Genomic DNA, 18,708 nt, shown 5'->3' with positions numbered 1-18,708 from the left:
GTCAGCCGCCGCTGACGACCCGGTCCCGCCCGGCCCGCTTGGCCCGGTACAGGTTGTGGTCGGCCACGGCGAGCAGCTCGTGCGTGGTGCTGCCGTCGGCGGGGAACGACGCGACGCCGATGCTGGTCGTCACGGAGAGCCCGGCGGCGACCCGGTGCCACGGATGCGTGCCGATGGTGCGTCGCAGTGCGTCGGCCCGCCGGGCCGCGGTGAGCCCGGACACGCCGGGCAGGACGAGGACGAACTCCTCCCCGCCGAGCCGGGCCGCGACGCCGCCGTCGTCGAGCAGGGCGACGTCGGCGAGGAGGCCGGCGACCTTCTGCAGCACGGTGTCGCCCACCGCGTGGGAGAAGGTGTCGTTGACCCGCTTGAAGTGGTCGAGGTCGACGATGGCCACCGTCAGGACGTCGGCGCCACCGACCGGGTCCAGCAGCTCGGCGAGGATCGCGTCGAGGTGACGGCGGTTGTGGAGCCCCGTGAGCGGGTCGCGCACGGACAGCTCCCGGAAGAAGTCGCGGCTGCGCTGTGCCTCCGTGGCCTCGAAGACGGCGGCCAGGGTGCGGGCGCGTCCGTCGCGCTCGAGTGCCCGGAGCTGGACGTCGGCGTCGTGGAAGGCCTTGAACTCCGCGTAGGCCGCCTGGTACTCCCCCTCGGCCGCCAGCAGCTCCGCGCGCTCGCGCATCGCCTCGGAGCGAACGCCGTCGAGGGCGTACTGGTCGATCAGGCCGACAGCGCGATCCAACGCTGCGTTCGCGGCGCGAAGGTCCAGGGCGAGCCGCTTGGCCTCGGCCAGGGTCAGCAGCGCCATGACGAGTCCGTCGCAGTCCTCACCCCGCTCAGGCACCGCGCACAGCGGCTCGACGGCCGCTGCCGCGTCGTCGTACCGGCCCACGGCCATGTAGGCCCGTGCCACGGTGTCGGCGTTGTGGCTCATGAGCGGCTGGCCGGCCGCGGCGAGCTGCTGGAGGAGTCGCTCCGCGGTCGCCACGGCCTCGTCGGCGAGGCCCGCTTCGTACTGGGTGTAGGCGAGGTTGTTGAGGACGGCGTTGCGCAGGTACTGGTCGTCCCCGGCGTTGGCCAGCTCCGCTGCCTCGGCGTAGCGACGCAGCGAGCTGTCGAACTCGCCGCCGGCCCCCAGCGCATCGGCGAGCCCGAGGAGGTGGTCGCCACGCAGCTCGACCGCGGTGTCGGCGTCGAGCAGCTCCACGGCGGCCACGGCGTGCTCGAGCATCAGGGCGGGGTCGCCGATCCGGCGGAACAACGTGGATAGCCGTCGATGCGCCATGGCCAGCAGCTCGGACTCCCCGCGCTCCTCGGCCCACGCCTTCACCTCACGCATCAAGCGGCCGCCGTCGGCCGTCTCGCCGATGCGTGCCTGCGCGGAGGCCTTCGCCAGGAGCAGACGCTGGTAGGCGACGTCGTCCGGCGACAGCGCGTCGGTCGCCAGCAGCTCGCGGGAGCGGTCGAGCGCCTCGTGCGGTCCGTAGCGGACGAGGCGCTCGATCTCGGCGAGCCGGACCGCCAGGTCGGCGGCCTCGGGCCCGGTCGGGGTCTGGGTCGTCATCGGCCCGGCACCTCCGGCGCGACGACGGCCGGCGACTCCGCCCGCCAGCCGAACCAGTCGGCGTGCGAGGTCGTCGGGCGGCCGGTGAGGTACCCCTGCGCGGCGTCGACGCCCAGGGACATCAGCGTCGTCATCTCGGCGCGGGTCTCGACCCCCTCGGCGACGACCATGGTCGTCCCGATCTCCAGCGCGTAGACGACCACGGCCATGACCAGCGCGCGCCGGGCGCGGTCCTTGTCGACGTCGGCCACCAGCGCACGGTCGATCTTGATGATGTCGGGCGACAGGGACACGATGTGCCGCAGCGAGGAGTAGCCGGCCCCGGCGTCGTCGATGGCCAGGCGGACGCCGAGGTCGCGCAGCCGCTGCCGCGGACGCTCCAGGATCGAGTAGTCGGTGACGGACGCGTGCTCGGTCACCTCGATGACCACGCGCCGCAGGTCGAGGCCACAGGCCTTGAGCGCGTCGGTGAGGGCGGGGTTCGCCAGCACGCTCGGGGACACGTTGACGGCGACGTACAACCCGGGGTCGAGCAGCCGCGCCTCCTCGAGACTGCGGCGTACGGCGAGCAGCTCGAGCTCGAGCCCCAGCCCGGCGTTCCACGCCTCGGCGAACACGACGTCGGGACCGACGCCCGGCCGGGACCGGAACCGGCTGAGGGCCTCCACGCCCACGACACGACCGGAGACCAGCTCGACGATCGGCTGGAACGCCACGGTGAGGTCCTCCGTGAGCAGCAGCTCGGCCGCCCCGCGCCGGTGCAGCTCGCGGACGACGGCAGGATGCTTCTCGTCGGTGACGAGCCGCGCGGTGCCCCCGAACCCCACCACGCTCCGGCCGTCGCCGGCGAAGACAGGGGCGACCGTCACCTCGAACCAGAGGTCGCGGCCGTCGCGGTGTCGTCCCCGGACGACCGTGACGCTGACGTGCTGGGGGACGTCGCCGACCCGCGTGTCCACGTGCGGCGCATCGGTGGGGGTCAGCAGCGTGCGGGCGTCGCGACCGACCAGCTCGTGCGGCTCGTAGCCGATGAAGTCGACGCTCGCCTCGCTGACGTAGACGAATGTGCCCTCCGGGTCGATCGCATACACCCATCCGCCACTCGTGGCCGCCGTCGCCTCGGACTGCCGACGCAGGGCCTGGACGGTCGCCCGCTCGAGGAGCCCGATGCGCGCGACCCACGCGATCCCGACGACCAGGAGCGTGAACACGACGATCCCGCCCGCGACCAGGCTGTCCGACGGCGCCGGGTGCGTCACGGCGAGGACGAACAACGCCAGACAGGTAGCCGACGACAGGCCCAACGCGAGCTCCGACGCCCGCTCATTCAGACCCCACATCTCAGCCCCGACCCGATTCGACACAGCCCATCGGCACGAGTATCGGAAGGGACGGTTGCGGCCTGAAGGGTTTTGCGGAGCGGATCTGCCGGCCTGCTACGGTGCGCCGTTGCCGTCCCGATGAGGAACCCGATGCCACGCCGCACACCGAAGGACCCGATGCCCGCACCCGAGGGCGCCGTGCACGTCTACACCGACGGCGCGTGCGCCGGGAACCCCGGCCCCGGCGGCTGGGCGTGGGCGATCGACCGCGAGACGTTCGCGACGGGCTCGGAATCGCCGAGCACCAACCAGCGCATGGAGATCAGGGCCGCGCTCGAGGCGGTGACCGCGCTGCGCGGGCCGTTGGTCGTCGTCAGCGACTCGACGTACGTCGTCAACTGCTTCCGCGACCGCTGGTGGGCGGGCTGGCTCGACCGCGGCTGGCTGAGCTCGCAACGGAAGCCGGTCGCCAACCGCGACCTGTGGGAGCCGCTCGTCGAGATGGTCGTGGCGCGTGGCGACGTCGCGTTCCACTGGGTCAAGGGCCACTCCGGGCACGCGATGAACGACTTCGTCGACCAGCTCGCCGTCGCGGCCTGCCGCCGTCCTTGACCCAGCAGGCGGCGTCCGCCGACGCGTCGTCATGATCACGCCTGTTCCGCGGACAACGCGGCTGCTCAACATCTAGGCTCTCCGCTGTCTCGGGGCAACGCCTCCCATGCGGCTGCGTCGAGATCTGGCTCCGCTCCTCGACGTCCCCCGCGCCGACGGAGCGGGCCAGCCTTTCCGTTGCCACGGGGGTGGAACGAGACCGAGCATGGAGTGCGACCACCGCGGCACGATCTGGGCGATCGACATCCCGGACTGCCCGAACGCGCCGTGCCCCTGCGGCTACGAGTGCACCCGGTGTGGGATGCGGTGGGACCGCGACCCCCAGGAGTCGAGCCGACCGACCGTGGCTCCTTCTCGGGGTTGATCGACGCGCGTCGCTGCCTGCCCCGTCCGGCTCACCGAAGCAGACGACCGAAGAGCACCAGGTCGTCGATGTGGCCGGCGCCCTTCGTCAGGACGACCCGGACGGTGTGGCTGCCGCCACCGAGGCCACCGAAGCTGCGCCGGTAGCGGTACTGCGGCCTGGCGGAATCGCTCTGGAAGCGCAACACGCCGACCTTCTCACCGTCGACCAAGACCGTGGCCCGGCCGCCGTCGCGCGCCTTGCCGTACACGAAGGCCAGCCGCTGACCGGTGAACCTGGCAGAGAGCGCGCCCGAGCCGCCGCGACTGTCGCAGGCGTGTCCTCCGCGGGCCTGCGGGCGGGCGGTCACCCGCCAGCTGCCGCCACGGTCGATGCGCTCGTTGCCGCAGTCCCACTGCTTGCTGACGCGCACGGTCACCGTCGACACGGCGTTGTGGCCCTGCGGGTCGGTCACCGTCAGTCGCACGTCGTAGATGCCTGCCCGGGTGAACCGGTGGCTGACATCGACGCCGGTGGCGTCCTGGGTCGAGCCACCGTTGCCGAAGTCCCAGCTGTAGCTGAGCCGCTTCGGGTCATCGGGGTCGGTCGAGGCGGCGCCGGTGAACCGGACGGTGTCCTTGACCTTGACCCGTCGGGGGTTGGCCTTGGCCCGGGCAGTGGGCGCGGAGCCGGAGGCCGCGCCGGCCGCGGTGCCGCCCGAGGCGGAGTCCCCCGTGTCGCCGCCCGTGCCGCTGGGCGAGGTCGTGGCCGGCGTGTAGCCGTAGTCGAACCGGCCGCAGCCTGTGCCCAGGTCGAACAGGACGTCGCCGGTGAGGTCTCCATCGGAGGTTGCCGGCCCGTCGTCGTTCCCGGTCATGCGGGTGACGTCGAAGGTCAGGCAGTCGTACTGGAGGTGCCACAGGCCGTCGCCGGACGGTTCGCCCTTGTCGTTGGTCGTCGGCGTCGTGTAGTTGTCGACGTGACCGACGCCGGAGTCGGTGAAGCTCGAGTCGCCGGCCGCGGCGGTCCACGCCGCGTCGTTCAGGTCAGGGGTGGCGCTGCCGGGGTCGGGCTGGCTGTCCAGCGGGGACTGCGCCGGCGGGTCGTCGACGCCGGCGTTGCCGTAGCCGTGCGCCTCGTCGGTGTAGACCATGGAGAGGCCGGCGGCGAACCCGATCGGGTCGCGGTCGATCTGGCCCTTGCCGTCGAGGTCGAAGCCGGACCGGTCGCGCATCTCGAGGTAGTACGCGTGGTCGGCGGGTGCCTCGGCGCCGGCCGCGAGGTACTGCCATCCGGGCGTGCACCGGGAGGCGGTGGTCAGGTCCTCGCGGCAGCCGCCGTTGAACACGCGGTCGTCCGACGGGCCACCCGAGGACTCGAAGTCGGTGACGAGCACCTGGCGCGGCGTCCCGCCCGGCTCGGTGACGGTGACCTTGACGTCGTCGATGAACCAGCCGGGCCGGGCCAGGCCCGGGTCGGTGGCGTAGCTGAAGCGGAGCGCCCCCTCGGCCTCGCCGGCCAGGTCGCTGATGTCGAAGCTGTCGGAGAGGAAGACCGCAGGCGGGGTGTTGCCGGCCTTGCGGTCCAGGACCTCGGTCCCGTCGCTGTAGGAGCCGCTGGTGCCGGTGAGCCCGTTGTCGTACTGCGTCTGGCAGGCGTTCTGGTTGGGGTTCCCCGCGGTCGGGTCGGTGTTCGAGGTCGTGTAGCCGTTGTCGGAGGCGTGCGAGGTGTAGGTGTCCCCGCCGTCGGTCGTGGTCATCACGAAGCCGTAGTCGTAGTCCCACTCGATGTCCCACAGGGACTTCATCTCGAGCGTGACGGTGCTGTCGGGGTCGACGGTGGCGAGCTCGGGGATGCTGAGGTCGAGGTTGCGGCCGCCGGTCGGTGCGCAGCCGAAGTCGTTGCCCGACCCGGACCACCAGGCGTGGGTCTTGCTGGCCTTGTCGCCGGTGTCGAACTTCGCGGGGTCGAGCAGCTGCCGGCCGGGCAGCTTGGCGACGTACGCCTCGGAGTTCTGGACCCGCTGGACGCCGTCCTGGCCCTCACGCAGGGTGTACGGCGTGCCGTCGGCGGTCTGCCAGGCGATCGCGTCGGTGTCCTGCTTGGAGTCGGTCCAGCCGTCCACCTGCCGCGTCTGGCCCGGCTGCAGCACGGTGGGAACCACCCAGCCGAGCTCCTGGCGGGAGAACACGTCCATGTTCTGCGACTTGTCGGTCGCCATCAGGTTCCAGTCGCCGTAGGTCTCCCGGCTCCCGGTGGAGTAGAAGTCCGGCAGGCCGAGCGAGTGTCCGTACTCGTGCGAGATCACGCTCGCCTTGTCGATCGCGGTCTCGGGGTTCACGTTGTAGGGCCCCACCCGGACCAGCACCTTGAGGGCGTCGCCCTTGTCGACGGTGGTCTTCTGCGAGTAGGTGTCGTCGGTGTACCAGAGCGGGCGCCCCTCGAGGTCCTTGAGCTGGTCGTCCGTGGTGTAGCCGGGCAGGCCGGTGACCGGGTCGGAGTAGTAGAACTCCAGAGACGACGAGTGCGGCCAGACGTTGTCGTACGGGGCATCGGTGTAGTCGCAGCCGGCGACGCTCAGCTGCGAGGAGCCGTTGCCGCCACAGCCGGCGAACACGGCCATGAAGAAGTCCACGACCCCGTCCTTGTCGGTATCGTAGTCGGAGTAGTCGATCTCCGGGTCGGCGATCGCGGCGGCGTCGTACACGAGCTTGCCGGGCGACCCGCAGCCCCCGTCGATCTGCTGCAGGGCGCCGACTCCGGCGACAGCGCCGACCAGCGCGGAACCGTTGGCGTCGGCGCCGTAGTACGCGGTGTTGCCGGGCAGGTTGTAGACCCCGTCGGTGATCCGTGTCGGGTACAGGGCAGTGCCCTGGACCGACGCCGGGGAGTCGCCGAAGGTCAGACCGCCGGTGCAGGTCTGGCCCGGCTGCACGTGGCTGAACTCGAAGCCCGGGCCGTACGTGAAGTCCTCGGTCGCGATACCGGCGGAGCCGACCGTGCCCTCGGGGTAGAGCTGTCCCAGCGACATCTCCTGGAAGAGGTTGAACGTCGAGCCGGGCTTCGCGGGATCGTTGATGACCGCCTCGAGCTCGTCGCCGCTGTTGCCGGCCTGATAGCTGCGGTCGGTGTACTGGACGGGCACGACCGGGAACGGGCGGTCGCCGTACTTCGCGGTGTCGTAGGCCTCACCCGGCGGGATCACCTTCGGTCCGTGCGAGAGCACCGGGGCGGCGGAGACACCGCCGACGGTCAGCACCGCCGTGGTCGACAGGTCGCGCCACACGAGGGTCGGGGTCTCGGCCAGCGTGTCGGCCTGGTGCTCCACGACGAGCGTCGAGGTCTGTCCGGCCGGGACCGTGACGGTCCAGCTGATCGACCGGGCGGACAGCGTCCGCGAGCCGGGTCCTCGTGCGTCGAGGAACGTGGTGCCCACCGGCGCGCTGAGCTGCACCGTGGCCGGGGCATCAGTGCCGCCGTCGTTGGTGAGGATGATCCGCGAGGGGTACTTGCCGTCCTTACCCTCCTCGGCGACGCCGGAGTCGGGCTTGACCCACCCCTGCGAGCTGACGAACGAGTTCTCGATCCGGACGCTGCCGGCGCTGCCCTCGGACGGGACGCCCAGCGACTGCGCGGCGAGCGGGGACGGGAGGACGGTCGACGGTCCCGCCTGAGCGGCGGGAACCGTGCTGAGGGCGGTGGCGAGCCCAGCGGCGATCGCGGTGGTGACCGCGACTCCCCGCAGACGCCTGCGACGGGTGACAGACATGAGCATCCTCGGGTGACGAAGGGATGGCCGCCGCCGGGGTGTGGTGCGGTCGACACGTCAACGACGCCCCCGACCTGGGGTTACGCGGCGCACACCCAGTCAGGCCCACGTGCAGGAGAACAAGGAAGAGCGGCGAGATCCTGATGCTGGCCAGACCCACCTCGGGCGACCGGACCGGGCGGGACTATACACCGATGTCGGCCGACTGGGCAGAACCGTTCGGTCAGGCCCGATGGTCGGGTCGGGCCAACCCGCACGGTTCATGGCGCAGAGGGCGACGGCCGACGTAGCGTCGTGAGCACGAAGGTCAGGGGGACGTTGTCCGAACCTGGGTGGGGACGGCGAGGGCGACGCAAGGGCGCCCCACCTGCGCGCGGGTCACCTCACACCACGGGGTGACGCGAGCAGGTGGGGCGTCCGTCCGGGACGTGCGCCGTTCCTGAGTCAGTGCCGTCCTCCGACTCGCGTGCCGCCGTCCTTCGCGGCCGCTCGCTGCGGGGGCACCGGCGTGTCGCCCACGTGGTCCTGGGTGCCGAGGAGCCGGTCCTCCGCTTCGTGGATGGCCCAGGCCGCGTTCACCAGTCCGATGTGGCTGAAGGCCTGGGGGAAGTTGCCGAGCAGCTCGCCCGTCGCGGGGTCGATCTCCTCGGCGAGCAGGCCCACGTCGTTGACGTAGCGGACGGCGGACTCGAAGACCTCACGTGCTCGGTCGACGCGGTCGGCCATGGCCAGCGCCTGGGCCAGCCAGAAGGTGCAGAGCAGGAAGGTCCCTTCCTCGCCGGCGAGGCCGTCCACCCCGTCCTCGGTGCGGTACCGGTAGACGAGACCGCGGTGGTCGGTGAGCCGCTCGTCGATCGCCTCGATGGTCGCGAGGACGCGTGGGTCGCGAGCGGGCAGGAACCCCACGATGGGAAGCATGAGGTTGGACGCGTCCAGGGCATCGGTGCCGATGTACTGCGTGAAGGCACCGGCCGTGTCGCTCCAGCCGTCCCGGAGGACGGTCTCGGCGATCTCGTCGCGGGTACGGCGCCAGCTCTCCACGCGCGACTCGTCCCCGATGAGCCCGGCCATCGCGATGGCCCGGTCCAGGGCCACCCAGCACATCACCTTCGAGTAGAGGAAGTGCTGCGGGTCGCCCCGCACCTCCCAGATCCCCTGGTCGGGCTCGCGCCAGCGCACCGCGGCGGCGTCGGCGAGGGCGCCCAGGAAGGCGCGAGTGTCCGCGTCGAGGTGGCGCAGCTGGTCGGTCAGTCGGCTGGCCGCCCCGAGCAGCTCGCCGTAGACGTCGACCTGCTGCTGGTTCCAGGCACCGTTGCCGACCCGCACCGGTCGGCTGTCCCGCCAGCCCGCCAGGTGGTCGAGGGTGCGCTCGGAGAGGTCGTGCTCGCCGCCGACGCCGAACATGATCTGCAGCGCCTGGTCGGCACCCACACCCGAAGCGGCCGCCGTGCACATGAACGCGAAGAAGTCGTCCGCCTCGTCCGGGCAGGCCGCGACCCACAGCGCCTCCATCGTGAAGCTGGCGTCACGCACCCAGGAGTACCGGTAGTCCCAGTTGCGCTCGCCGCCCACGCCTTCGGGGAGCGACGTGGTCGCGGCGGCGACGACCGCACCGCTCGGGGCGAAGGTGAGGGCCTTCAGCACCCGGCCGCTGGCGTGCACGAGCTCCTTCCAGGGGCCGTCGTACGCCTGGTGCAGCTGCGACCAGGACCGCCAGCCCGCGATCGTGCGGTCGAGCGTCTCGCGCAGGTCGTCGTCGGACCACACGTGGGCCGGCGTCTGCTCGAGCGTGGTCCGGTGCAGGGCGAACCGCAGGGTCTGCCCTGCCTCGACCCGCGCCCGGCCGGTGCCGACGCTGGCGGCCAGGTCCAGGCGCACCGGGGTGGTCAGGACCAGCCACTCCGCGCCACCGCGGGCCGTCACCCCGCCGGGCACCTCGGAGAGCAGGGGTACGACGAGCCCGTACTCGGGTCGGGGAGCGTAGGAGACCTGCACTTCGACCGCACCCGCTGTGCAGGTCAGGTCGCGCACCAGCAGGTGCGGGACGGACCTGCCGAGGCTGTGGCCCTGCTCGTCCGGCCCCATCGCCAGCGCGTCGGTGAGCACGACGGTCCCCGAGTCCGTCGTGAAGGTCGTCTCGAGCACCATCGTCGCGTCGAGGTACCGGCGGGTGGTCTCGTACGCGCCGACCGGCGTGATGGCCCAGTGGCCGCCGCGGTCGTCGTCGAGCAGGCGAGCCATGACCGACGGGCTGTCGAACCGCGGGAAGGTCAGCCACTCGACGGACCCGTCGCGGCTCACGAGCGCGCTGGAGTGGCAGTCCGAGAGAAGCGCGTGGTCGGCGATCGGTGTGGTGCTCATGGGTTCCTCCCGTTGGTGAGCAGCGCGTAGGCGAGCCCCGTGCCGACTTCGTAGACAAGGTGGTGGAAGACGTCGATGGCCACCTCTTCTGAGCCCCAGCGGGTGATGGGCGGCGCGACGCCGAGGCTCGGGAGCATGACCGCAGCGCCACCCCACATGGCCGCGAAGTGCACCGGCGCAGCGGCCGTCGGGCTCAGCCCGGCGGCGCCCAGCACGCCGCGCGCGACCCCCCAGCCGGTGCCGTACCCCCAGTGCACCAGGGTGCTGAACCGGTTCTCCGCGGACGTGGTGGCGAAGCGGTCGATGCCGAGCACGCGCTCGGCCGCCTTGGCGGGCGCCGTGCTCGCCTGCCGTCCTCGCACCCGGGCCTCGACGGCGCTCGACACCGTCATGGCCGCGGTGCCGATGAGCCCGGCGACAACGCCGGCGCCGATCCCCTGCGCCGTCCGCCGCAGGACCGGTGCCGGAGTCATCGTGCGGCTCCGGTCGGGACTCGCTCGCCGGCCACCTGCGCGGGGACGGCGGGCGCGAGACTGACGCCGAGGCGCTCGGCGAGGTGGTCGCCGACGCGGATGGAGTTGGCCATCGCCGTCAGGGCCGGGTTCACCGCGGAGCTGGACGGGAAGAAGCTGGTGTCGACGACGTACAGGTTGTCGAGGTCGTGCGCCTTGCAGCTCACGTCGAGCGCCGACTCCGCCGGGTCGGTCCCGAAGCGCACGGTGCCGCACTGGTGGGCCACGCCGGCGATCGGGATCCGCGCGTCCCGCGAGAACGTGTTCGGCAGCAACCTGTCCCGGCAGCCCAGGTGCGGCAGCAGGTGGCGGAGCTTGGCCACGAGCCGTTGGTGCGACTCGGTGTTGCGGTCGGTGTAGCTGAGGTTGATCCGTCCGTGCCGGTCGACCGTCACCCGGTTCTCCGGCAGGGGCAGGTCCTCGGTGGTGAGCCAGAAGTCGATCGCGTGACGGGCGGCGAGCTCCAGCGCCGGGCCGGGCGTCAGCCTCGGCGCCCCGGCTCGCAGCATCTGGCCGTCGGTCTTCCCGAGGAGCTGGATGTGGCCGAGCGGGTACTCGTAGTCGTCCGCGCCCCAGTAGTAGTCGTTGACGCCCAGCGTCTTCTGGAAGCGGGTGTCGTTCGGGGTCTTGGACAGGGCGAGCAGGGCCGAGTTGATGTGGCACATGTAGTGCCGGCCGACCACGCCGGAGGAGTTGGCCAGACCGTCCGGGTGCCGGTCGTTCGCCGAGCGCAGCAGCAGCGCCGCCGAGTTCACTGCGCCGCAGGCGACCACGACGATGTCGCCGGAGTAGGCCTCGCGGACCCCGTCGCGGTCCACGACGACCCGGTTGACGGTTCGCCCGGTCCCGTCCGTTTCGAGGCGCTCCACCCGCGCACGGCGGAGCAGCGTCACTCCCGGGTGTTCGAGGGCGGGTCGTACGGCGACCACGTGCGCGTCGGCCTTGCCGTCGACCAGGCAGGGGAAGCCGTCCAGCCGGTTGCAGCGGACGCAGGCGCTGTGCTCCCAGTCGGACTCGTCGAGCCGGACTCCGACCGGCAGCGGGAACGGGTGCAGCCCGCGGCGAGCCAGGTCGTCGTGGAGCTGCTGGATCCGCGGTTCGTGCGTGACGGCCGGATACGGGTACGGCCCGTCGGCCGGGGGCTCGGTCGGGTCCGAGCCCCGCTCGCCGTGCACGTGGTACAGGCGCTCGGCCCGGGAGTAGTAGGGCGCGAAGTCGGCGTAGGACAACGGCCAGGCGGGCGAGATCCCCGCGTGGTGGCGTACCTCGCCGAAGTCGCGCTCACGCAGCCGGAACAGGATCGCGCCGTACACCTTGGTGTTGCCGCCGACGAAGTAGTGCGCGCCGGGGTGGAACGGCTGGCCGTCCTTGTCGTACCACTCCTCCGGTGCCTTGTAGCGGGCCTGGACGAAGACCGCGCGGCTGTCCCAGTTCTCCGGCTCACGACGCAGGTAGTCCCCGCGCTCGAGGAGCAGGATCCGTTTGCCCGACGGGGCCAACGTGTGCGCGAGGGTCCCGCCGCCGGCTCCGGTCCCGATGATGACGACGTCGTAGTGGTTGTCCATGGGTTCCTCCTCAGACGAGGGCGATCGGTGAGGTCCAGGCGCCCGTGGCGCCGCGCAGCTTGGGGTGGGTCAGGACCAGCGCGAACTCCCGCAGGCCCGCTGCCGCGATCTCGCTGGTGTCGAGGGTTCTCCACGACGAAGACGCCGTGGCGCACGTTGAGGAGCTGAGGGACCTCGAAGGGCCGGTTCGGGTCCTCGGCGGGAACCGGCCCGCAGCTCCACGTGTCGCACCCGGTCAGCGCCACCCCGTGGTCGGCCAGCCAGCAGGCCAGGTCCAGGCCGGGACCCGGCTCTCCCGCCAGGTAGGTGTCGGCATCGCCCCAGTGGCGACCCCAGCCGGTGTGGAACAGGACCGCGTCGCCGGGCTCCGGCTCGCGACCGTCCAGTGCCGACCGGACGTCGTCGACGGTGACGACGTCGCCCCGGTCCAGCCCGGCGACACCGCGCACGGACGCCGCGTCCACGAGCCAGCCGCGGGTCACCAGCTGCGGCACCGTCTCGGCCCCGAGCTTGCTCGTGCCCCAGTTCTCGGCGAGCTCGCCGACGTGCAAGCCGTTGTAGCCGCGGTCGCCGATCTGGAGGTGGTTCAGCATGTCGAGGTGGGTCCCGAGCTGGGTCGTGGCCGAGACCGTCTCGATGACCCAGTTGACCCGGTTGTCCCCCAGACCGCCGGCGGAACCGTGAACGTGGTGGGCGGTGGTGACCAGCGTCTGCCGGAAGTGCCGGCCCGGGAACACCGGCACGCTCTCGTCGAGCACCCGGCCGAGGTCGTACATCCGGCCGGTCCGCACGAGGGCGAGCGCGTCGCGCCGCTTCGCGTCGGTGACGTGGTTGAGCATGCCGATCTGGTCCTCGGCACCGAACGGTGAGGGCCACCAGGGCTGTTCCACGTCGGTCACTCCGAGGACCAAGGTTCCCGGAAGTCGGCGTACAGGGTGAGCCCGCCGTCGACGTAGAGCGTCTGCCCGGTCACGTACGCCGCGTCGTCGCTGGCCAGGAAGCAGGTGACGCCGGCCATCTCGTCGGCCGTACCGGCGCGTGGCATCGGGATGTGGCTGGTGACCTGCTCGGCCTTCATGGGGTCGTCCACCCAGCCACGGTTGATCGGCGTGATGGTGGCACCGGGGCCGATCCCGTTGACCCGGATGTTGCGACCGGCGTACTCCAGGGCGAGCGTCGTCGTCAGGTTGGCCATGCCGCCCTTGCTGACCGAGTACCCGAGGTACTGCGGCTTGGGGATCCGTTGGTGGACGCTGGACATGTTGATCACGACGCCCGGCTTCTGTGCGTCGAGGAAGCGACGGATCGCCTCGCGTGCGCAGAGGAAGGCACCGCGCAGGTTCACCGCCAGCACCTTGTCGAAGTCGTCGACGGCCAGCTCGTGCGAGGGCCGCGAGATCTGGATGCCGGCGTTGTTGACCAAGACGTCGAGCCCACCGAGCTGCGCGGTGGCGTCCTCGACCATCGCCACCACCTCGTCCTCCTTGGAGACGTCACCCCTGACCAGCACGTCGCGGACGCCGGTCTCCTTCACCTTCCGGACACAGGTGTGGACCTGCTCCTCGGTGTCCGCCGCCTCGTCCGCGCTGCGTACGTAGTTGATCGCGACGTTCGCGCCGTACTCCGCGAAGCGCACGGCGATGGCCTGGCCGATCCCCGAGGTGCCACCGGTGATCAGCACGTTCTTGCCTCGAAGTCCTCGCATGGTCCGCCTCCTGCAGCTGGGTGGTCGTGAGTCCTGTCGATCGGGACCCCGTTCGCGTTACAGCGGTTCGCTCGACCGAGAAGCCGTCTGGTCCACCGCCGGCGACGCGCCTCGGGAGTCGGCGCCGCGCAGCAGCGACAGCGCGACCGGCGGGAAGACCAGCACCGAGAGCAGTCCGGCGAACACCAGCGCGGCGGCGTTCGTCGGGCTGAGCCGGCCGGTCTCCACGCCGATCTGGGTGGCGGCGACGATGAACGGCAGCGACGTGGCCTGCAGCAGCGCGGCGGCCAGTGCCGCCCGACGTCCCAAGGCGGAGACGTAGAGGACGGCCGGGACGCCGCGGGCCAGCAGCAGGGCCAGCAGGAAGAGCGGGACCCGGACCAGGGCGCCGGGATCCTCGGCCAGACCGGTCAGGTCCAGGCGGAGTCCGCTGGTCACGAAGAAGACCGGGACCAGGAAGCCGTAGCCGATCGCCTCCAGCTTGGTGCGCAGGTGCGGGTGCGTCGAGGAGTCCTTGTCCAGCGCCCCGATCATCGCTCCGGCCACGAAGGCACCCAGGATGCTCTCGAGCCCGAACCGTTCGGCCAGGACGGCGAAGCCGACCAGCAGCAGCACCGTGAGCCGGACGCGGATCTCCGCCGTGGTGTCCTGGAGCCTGAGCACCACGTCGCTCAGGCGCATCGAGCGTCCGCTCCGGGTGATCACGTACGCCGTGAGGGCGACGAGCAGCGCGAAGGCCAGCACGAGCACGAGCCGCGCAGCGGTGCTGGTGGCGGACATCGAGAACAGGAACGACAGGAGGAGCACGGCGCCGAAGTCCGCGACCGAGGACGCCGCGATCGTCGTCTGGCCCACGTCGCTGTCGGCCTGACCGGCGTCCTTGAGGACGGGCACGATCAGGCCCAGGCCGGTGGCGCAGAGCGCGACCGCCACGATGAGCGGACTCGACAGCCAGCCGACGGCCGTGAACCCCAGCGAGGCGCCGAGGGCCAGCACCAGCGTGATCCCGAAGCCGACGAGCGCGACGGTGAGGAGCCGCCCGCGCAACCGGTGGAGGTCGATCTCCAGTCCCGCCAGGAGCAGCAGGAAGGTCAGGCCGAGCAGGGCGAGGATGGAGACCGGGAGGTCCACCTCGACCCAGCCGAGCATCGACGGCCCGACGACCACCCCGCCGACGATCTCCAGCACGATGGCGGGGATCCGCAGCCCGGGAGTGAACCCCAGCAGCAGCGGTGCGAGGACCGCGATGAGCGAGACGATCACGAGGTTGTCGAACGAGACATCAGGCATGGTGAGCCGCCTACAACCCGTAGGTCTCGAGCAGCCGGAGCCAGATCTCGCTCACTGTCGGGAACGACGGGACCGCGTGCCACAGCGTGTCCAGTGGCACCTGGCCGACGATCGCCACGGTCGCGGAGTGGAGCAGCTCCTGCAGCGCGGGGCCGGTGAACGTCGCGCCGACCAGCGTGCGGCGGCGCTCGTCGACGACGATCTTCGCCGTGCCGGCGATGCCGCGGCCGAGCACGTAGGCCCCTGCCACGGCGCCGATGTCGTAGGTGACGGCCCGCACCGCAAGACCGCGTTGGCGCGCCTGCGCCTCCGTGAGTCCGACAGCACAGATCTGGGGGTCGGTGAAGGTGACCCGGGGGACGACGGACGCGCTGGCACGGTCCCTGACCGCTCCGCCGAGGATGACGTCAGCGGCGATCCGGCCGTGGTACTTGCCCATGTGGGTGAGCGGCGCGCGGCCGTTGCAGTCGCCGATCGCGTAGAGCCAACCGTCCGGGACGCCGACCGCGCGCATGGCGTCGTCGACCTCCACGGTCCGCCCAGGGATGAGACCTACGGTCTCCAGTCCGACGTCCTGCGTCGCGGGACGTCGGCCGACGGCCAGCAGCACTTCGTCGGTCTCCAGCCGCAGCCCGTCCGCGAGCGTGGCGACGACGGGTCCGTCGGCGCCCTTGCGCCGCACCCGGTCCAGCGGCGTGCCCGTCAGGACCCGGATGTCCTCGGCCTCGAGGGCGATGCGCAGCTCCTCCCCGGCGAACGGCTCCTCGCGCGCCATGAGCCGGTCGGCACCCTCGACGACGACGACCTCCTGGCTGCCGAGCCGACGGAAGGCCTGGGCCATCTCGACGCCGACCGCGCCGCCCCCGAGCACCAGCAGGCGCCGAGGGACGTCCTTGGCGGAGGTGGCGTCGCGGTTGTCCCAGGGCGGCAGCTCGGCCAGGCCAGGCACCGGCGGGACCATGGGACGCGTACCCACGGCCAGGATCACCGCCCGGGTCGCCCGAACCTGTCTGGCAGCACCCGTCGAGTGCACGGCGACCTCACGCTCGCCGGCGAGGCTGCCGGTGCCCCGGAGGAGGGTGATGCCCTTCTCCTGGAGCCAGGGCAGGGCGTTGTCGTCACGCCAGCCGTTCGTCATCTCGTCCCGCCACGTCAACGCCGCGGGCAGGTCGAGCGGGCCGCCGACCGCCGCCGAGGCTCCCGGCACCCTGCGGGCCGCCGCGACGACGTCTCCCGGCCGGATGAGGGTCTTGCTCGGCACGCACCCCCAGAACGAGCACTCGCCACCGACCAGCTCGTGCTCCACGAGCGCGGTCCGCAGCCCGCCGTCGGCACACCGACCTGCGGCCACCTCGCCGGCCGGACCGCCACCGACCACGACGACATCGAAGTCTTCCATCGCCATCCTCCGCGTGTTCTCGACTGACGCGTTGTCTGACGCACCGCGCGGTTCGTTACACACCCGCACCGGCGTGGCGCCGGTCGGGTGGGGGCTCCTCAGCGGTCAGCCAGCTCAGCGATCCACGAGGCCTGACGTTGACGCTCGGCCGCCCAGGACCCGCGCCCGCTGCCGCCCGGGGCCGTGGCACGAGCCGCCGCCGCCGCGACGAGCGCCGTGGTCGCGGTGGCCGATGCCCAGCCGGTGCTGCCCTCGACGCCCCCGGCGAAGGTGAGCGCGTCCGCGACGTACCCGGTGGCATCGGCGGCGGAGCCCGTCTCCTCGGTGGCGAGCCCACCGACCGTCCGGTCCAGGTCGTCCAGCGAGGTGCACGCGAGCAGCTCGCGGGCCTCGTCGTGTCGTCCCGTGCGCTCGAGGGCGTCCGCTGCCAGGTCGCGAACCCGCCAGGCGCAGGCACGGCTGAAGCGTCGAGCGGCACGCTGGTCCCACGGGACGCGGTGGACGAGTCGTGCACGGTGCGCCAGCACGAAGCTCTCGTACTCGGTCACCGGGCCGTCCACGTCGACGATGTAGAGCTCCTCGTGGAGCCAGAACGGCAGGTCGGCGGGACGGCACAGGTGCAGCCCGCTCTGACAGGGCTCCAGCCCGTCCCTGGCCGTGATCCACTCACCGGCCCCGTGTGAGTCACCCGGCGGCGGCCACGGGTAGCCGCTGAACGGGCCGACCGCACCGGCGGAGAGGAACTTGTACCAGGTCATGTCGACTGCCGCTGCCGGTAGAGCGCCAGGACGGCGTCCATCAGTGCCGGTGCGACCTCTTCCTGGTCGAGGGCGCCGGTCAGGGCGATCGACGTGCGCAGCTGGGCCAGGAACGCGGTACATCCCTCGCACGTGAGCAGGTGCTGCTCCAGCGCAACGCGGTCCTCCACCGGGAGGGCACCCTCCAGGTAGTCCGTCAGCAGCGCGACGACGTCCCGGCAGCGCACCTCGTCGCGGTTCATGCCCGCACGACCAGCCGGTCGGCGTACTCACCGATCGCCCGCCGCACCCGCAGCCGGCCACGGTGGAGCAGCACCCTCTGGTTGGACTCGCTGATCTCGAGCAGGTCGCACACCTCCCGAGACGACAGGGACTGGCCGTCCCGCAGCGCCACCACGGCCCGCTGAGCCGGCGGCAGGGCGTCCAGGGCATGGACCAGGCGCTCCCCCATCTCGGCGGAGAGCAGCTGCTCGTCCGGCGCCGGCCACGCGTGCACCGGCACCGCCCAGTGTCCGGACCAGCGATGGTCCGCGTCGAGGAAGCTCTCCGGCGGCTCGACCTCTCCCTGGGCCTCCCCGCGCAGGTTCAACGAGGAGAACGGGGCCGAACGTCTCTCCCGCACGCCGCGCGTCTTGGCCAGGTTCGTGAGGATCCGGAAGATCCACGTCTTGAGCGTCGAACGCCCCTCGAAGCGGTCCAGCTGTTCCAGGACCGCGACCCACGTGTCCTGGGCGACCTCCTCCCCCACCTCGGGAGAGGACACGTATGCCGACGCCACCCGGACCATCGACGGGTGGAGTCGACGCACCAGCGCGACGAACGCCGACTGGTCACCGCTACGCAGCGCCCAGAGCTCGTCGGTGTCGCGGGCCGCACGGCCCTCCTGCGGTTCCCGCTGTCCCGGAACCCTCGCGGTGCCCGCGGGCAGACGTGCTGCGCGCTCCTGGCCTCCCACCACTTCATCCCAAGCCCACACCTGTGACGACCGCAATGACGAGCCGGAGCCATCTGGGTCCGTAGTCCTCGGCGTAGCCCGGCTGCCTCGACGGACAAGAAGGAACTCCGCTACGCGCCGGTCTCGTTCGGCGGGGCAGGCCCGCGCTGGTCCGAGGCGACGCTGCCGAGCCGGCTCGAACCTCCCGCCGGGAGGCGTCGAGTCGGCGCGTCCTGCCCTCGGGAACGGGTCGAGTCGGCGCATCCTGCCCTGCGGCGCGCGCTGTTCTCCCCGTGACGAGCGAAAGCGGAACGAGACGCTTGGTCGCATCTCGTTCCGCTCGGCAGCTCACCAGCCGCGTTCGGCCAGCCGGTGCGGCTCCGGGATCTCCTCGACGTTGATCCCCACCATCGCCTCGCCCAGACCCCGGGAGACCTTGGCGACCACATCGGGGTCGTCGAAGAACGTGGTGGCCCTGACGATCGCCTCGGCCCGCTGCGCCGGGTTGCCGGACTTGAAGATCCCGGACCCGACGAACACACCCTCCGCACCGAGCTGCATCATCATCGCCGCA

Annotated in this window: 13 protein-coding genes and 2 pseudogenes; 1 reads left to right on the top strand and 14 read right to left on the bottom strand. The window is 71.7% G+C overall.

Annotated elements, in window-relative coordinates:
* Position 1 precedes the first annotated feature (1 nt).
* Both ETU37_RS18480 and ETU37_RS18475 read right to left on the bottom strand, forming a co-directional pair.
* Positions 2–1,564, bottom strand: a complete 1,563-nt coding sequence (locus ETU37_RS18480) for a GGDEF domain-containing protein (protein WP_129988830.1) — start codon at positions 1,562–1,564, stop codon at positions 2–4.
* Positions 1,561–2,838, bottom strand: a complete 1,278-nt coding sequence (locus tag ETU37_RS18475; protein WP_165372602.1) for a sensor domain-containing phosphodiesterase — start codon at positions 2,836–2,838, stop codon at positions 1,561–1,563. The genes ETU37_RS18480 and ETU37_RS18475 overlap by 4 nt, the downstream gene beginning before the upstream one ends.
* A 198-nt stretch (positions 2,839–3,036) precedes the next feature.
* On the opposite strand from ETU37_RS18475, the gene ETU37_RS18470 reads away from it, so the two are divergent.
* Positions 3,037–3,498 (top strand): ribonuclease H family protein, encoded by a 462-nt coding sequence (locus ETU37_RS18470; RefSeq protein WP_240755829.1) that lies wholly within the window; start codon positions 3,037–3,039, stop codon positions 3,496–3,498.
* A 395-nt stretch (positions 3,499–3,893) separates the two neighbouring features.
* Here the strand turns inward: ETU37_RS18470 and ETU37_RS18465 are convergent, their stop codons facing one another.
* The 12 genes and pseudogenes from ETU37_RS18465 to ETU37_RS18410 all read right to left on the bottom strand — a co-directional run.
* Positions 3,894–7,610, bottom strand: coding sequence for a PKD domain-containing protein (locus tag ETU37_RS18465; RefSeq protein ID WP_129988828.1), 3,717 nt, complete (start codon positions 7,608–7,610; stop codon positions 3,894–3,896).
* 444 nt (positions 7,611–8,054) lie between these two features.
* A complete protein-coding gene (locus ETU37_RS18460) occupies positions 8,055–9,971 on the bottom strand; it encodes a glycoside hydrolase family 15 protein (protein WP_129988827.1) in 1,917 nt (638 codons plus the stop codon).
* A complete protein-coding gene (locus tag ETU37_RS18455; protein WP_129988826.1) occupies positions 9,968–10,444 on the bottom strand; it encodes a hypothetical protein in 477 nt (158 codons plus the stop codon). The genes ETU37_RS18460 and ETU37_RS18455 overlap by 4 nt, the downstream gene beginning before the upstream one ends.
* A complete protein-coding gene (locus tag ETU37_RS18450; RefSeq protein WP_129988825.1) occupies positions 10,441–12,048 on the bottom strand; it encodes a GMC oxidoreductase in 1,608 nt (535 codons plus the stop codon). The genes ETU37_RS18455 and ETU37_RS18450 overlap by 4 nt, the downstream gene beginning before the upstream one ends.
* Before the next feature lie 272 nt (positions 12,049–12,320).
* A pseudogene (locus tag ETU37_RS23980) lies at positions 12,321–12,824 on the bottom strand (cyclase family protein); the annotation flags it as partial.
* Positions 12,825–12,943: 119 nt separating this feature from the next.
* Complete coding sequence (locus ETU37_RS18440) at positions 12,944–13,753, bottom strand: glucose 1-dehydrogenase (RefSeq protein WP_129988824.1); 810 nt, start codon at positions 13,751–13,753, stop codon at positions 12,944–12,946.
* Positions 13,754–13,810: 57 nt separating this feature from the next.
* The gene (locus ETU37_RS18435) at positions 13,811–15,043 is read right to left on the bottom strand and encodes a cation:proton antiporter (RefSeq protein WP_129988823.1); all 1,233 of its coding nucleotides are present in this window, start codon (positions 15,041–15,043) and stop codon (positions 13,811–13,813) included.
* 10 nt (positions 15,044–15,053) lie between these two features.
* A complete protein-coding gene (locus ETU37_RS18430; RefSeq protein WP_129988822.1) occupies positions 15,054–16,442 on the bottom strand; it encodes a dihydrolipoyl dehydrogenase family protein in 1,389 nt (462 codons plus the stop codon).
* Between the two features lie 98 nt (positions 16,443–16,540).
* Positions 16,541–17,200, bottom strand: coding sequence for a hypothetical protein (locus ETU37_RS18425; protein ID WP_129988821.1), 660 nt, complete (start codon positions 17,198–17,200; stop codon positions 16,541–16,543).
* A complete protein-coding gene (locus ETU37_RS18420) occupies positions 17,197–17,442 on the bottom strand; it encodes an anti-sigma factor family protein (protein WP_129988820.1) in 246 nt (81 codons plus the stop codon). The genes ETU37_RS18425 and ETU37_RS18420 overlap by 4 nt, the downstream gene beginning before the upstream one ends.
* Positions 17,439–18,155, bottom strand: coding sequence for an RNA polymerase sigma factor (locus ETU37_RS18415; RefSeq protein WP_206054030.1), 717 nt, complete (start codon positions 18,153–18,155; stop codon positions 17,439–17,441). Before ETU37_RS18415 ends, ETU37_RS18420 begins: the two co-directional genes overlap by 4 nt.
* A gap of 327 nt (positions 18,156–18,482) precedes the next feature.
* A pseudogene (locus tag ETU37_RS18410) lies at positions 18,483–18,708 on the bottom strand (pyridoxal 5'-phosphate synthase lyase subunit PdxS); the annotation flags it as partial.

The sequence above is a fragment of the Nocardioides iriomotensis genome, assembly GCF_004168035.1.
Lineage (GTDB): Bacteria > Actinomycetota > Actinomycetes > Propionibacteriales > Nocardioidaceae > Nocardioides_B > Nocardioides_B iriomotensis.
This window is presented reverse-complemented; position numbering and strand designations above follow the sequence as displayed.

Bases quoted from the DNA above. Each gene is read 5' to 3' on its own strand.
- ETU37_RS18455 (WP_129988826.1), bottom strand. From the start codon at position 10,444: ATGACTCCGGCACCGGTCCTGCGGCGGACGGCGCAGGGGATCGGCGCC.
- ETU37_RS18470 (WP_240755829.1), top strand. From the start codon at position 3,037: ATGCCACGCCGCACACCGAAGGACCCGATGCCCGCACCCGAGGGCGCC.
- ETU37_RS18430 (WP_129988822.1), bottom strand. From the start codon at position 16,442: ATGGAAGACTTCGATGTCGTCGTGGTCGGTGGCGGTCCGGCCGGCGAG.
- ETU37_RS18480 (WP_129988830.1), bottom strand. From the start codon at position 1,564: ATGACGACCCAGACCCCGACCGGGCCCGAGGCCGCCGACCTGGCGGTC.
- ETU37_RS18425 (WP_129988821.1), bottom strand. From the start codon at position 17,200: ATGACCTGGTACAAGTTCCTCTCCGCCGGTGCGGTCGGCCCGTTCAGC.
- ETU37_RS18420 (WP_129988820.1), bottom strand. From the start codon at position 17,442: ATGAACCGCGACGAGGTGCGCTGCCGGGACGTCGTCGCGCTGCTGACG.
- ETU37_RS18450 (WP_129988825.1), bottom strand. From the start codon at position 12,048: ATGGACAACCACTACGACGTCGTCATCATCGGGACCGGAGCCGGCGGC.
- ETU37_RS18465 (WP_129988828.1), bottom strand. From the start codon at position 7,610: ATGTCTGTCACCCGTCGCAGGCGTCTGCGGGGAGTCGCGGTCACCACC.
- ETU37_RS18440 (WP_129988824.1), bottom strand. From the start codon at position 13,753: ATGCGAGGACTTCGAGGCAAGAACGTGCTGATCACCGGTGGCACCTCG.
- ETU37_RS18460 (WP_129988827.1), bottom strand. From the start codon at position 9,971: ATGAGCACCACACCGATCGCCGACCACGCGCTTCTCTCGGACTGCCAC.
- ETU37_RS18435 (WP_129988823.1), bottom strand. From the start codon at position 15,043: ATGCCTGATGTCTCGTTCGACAACCTCGTGATCGTCTCGCTCATCGCG.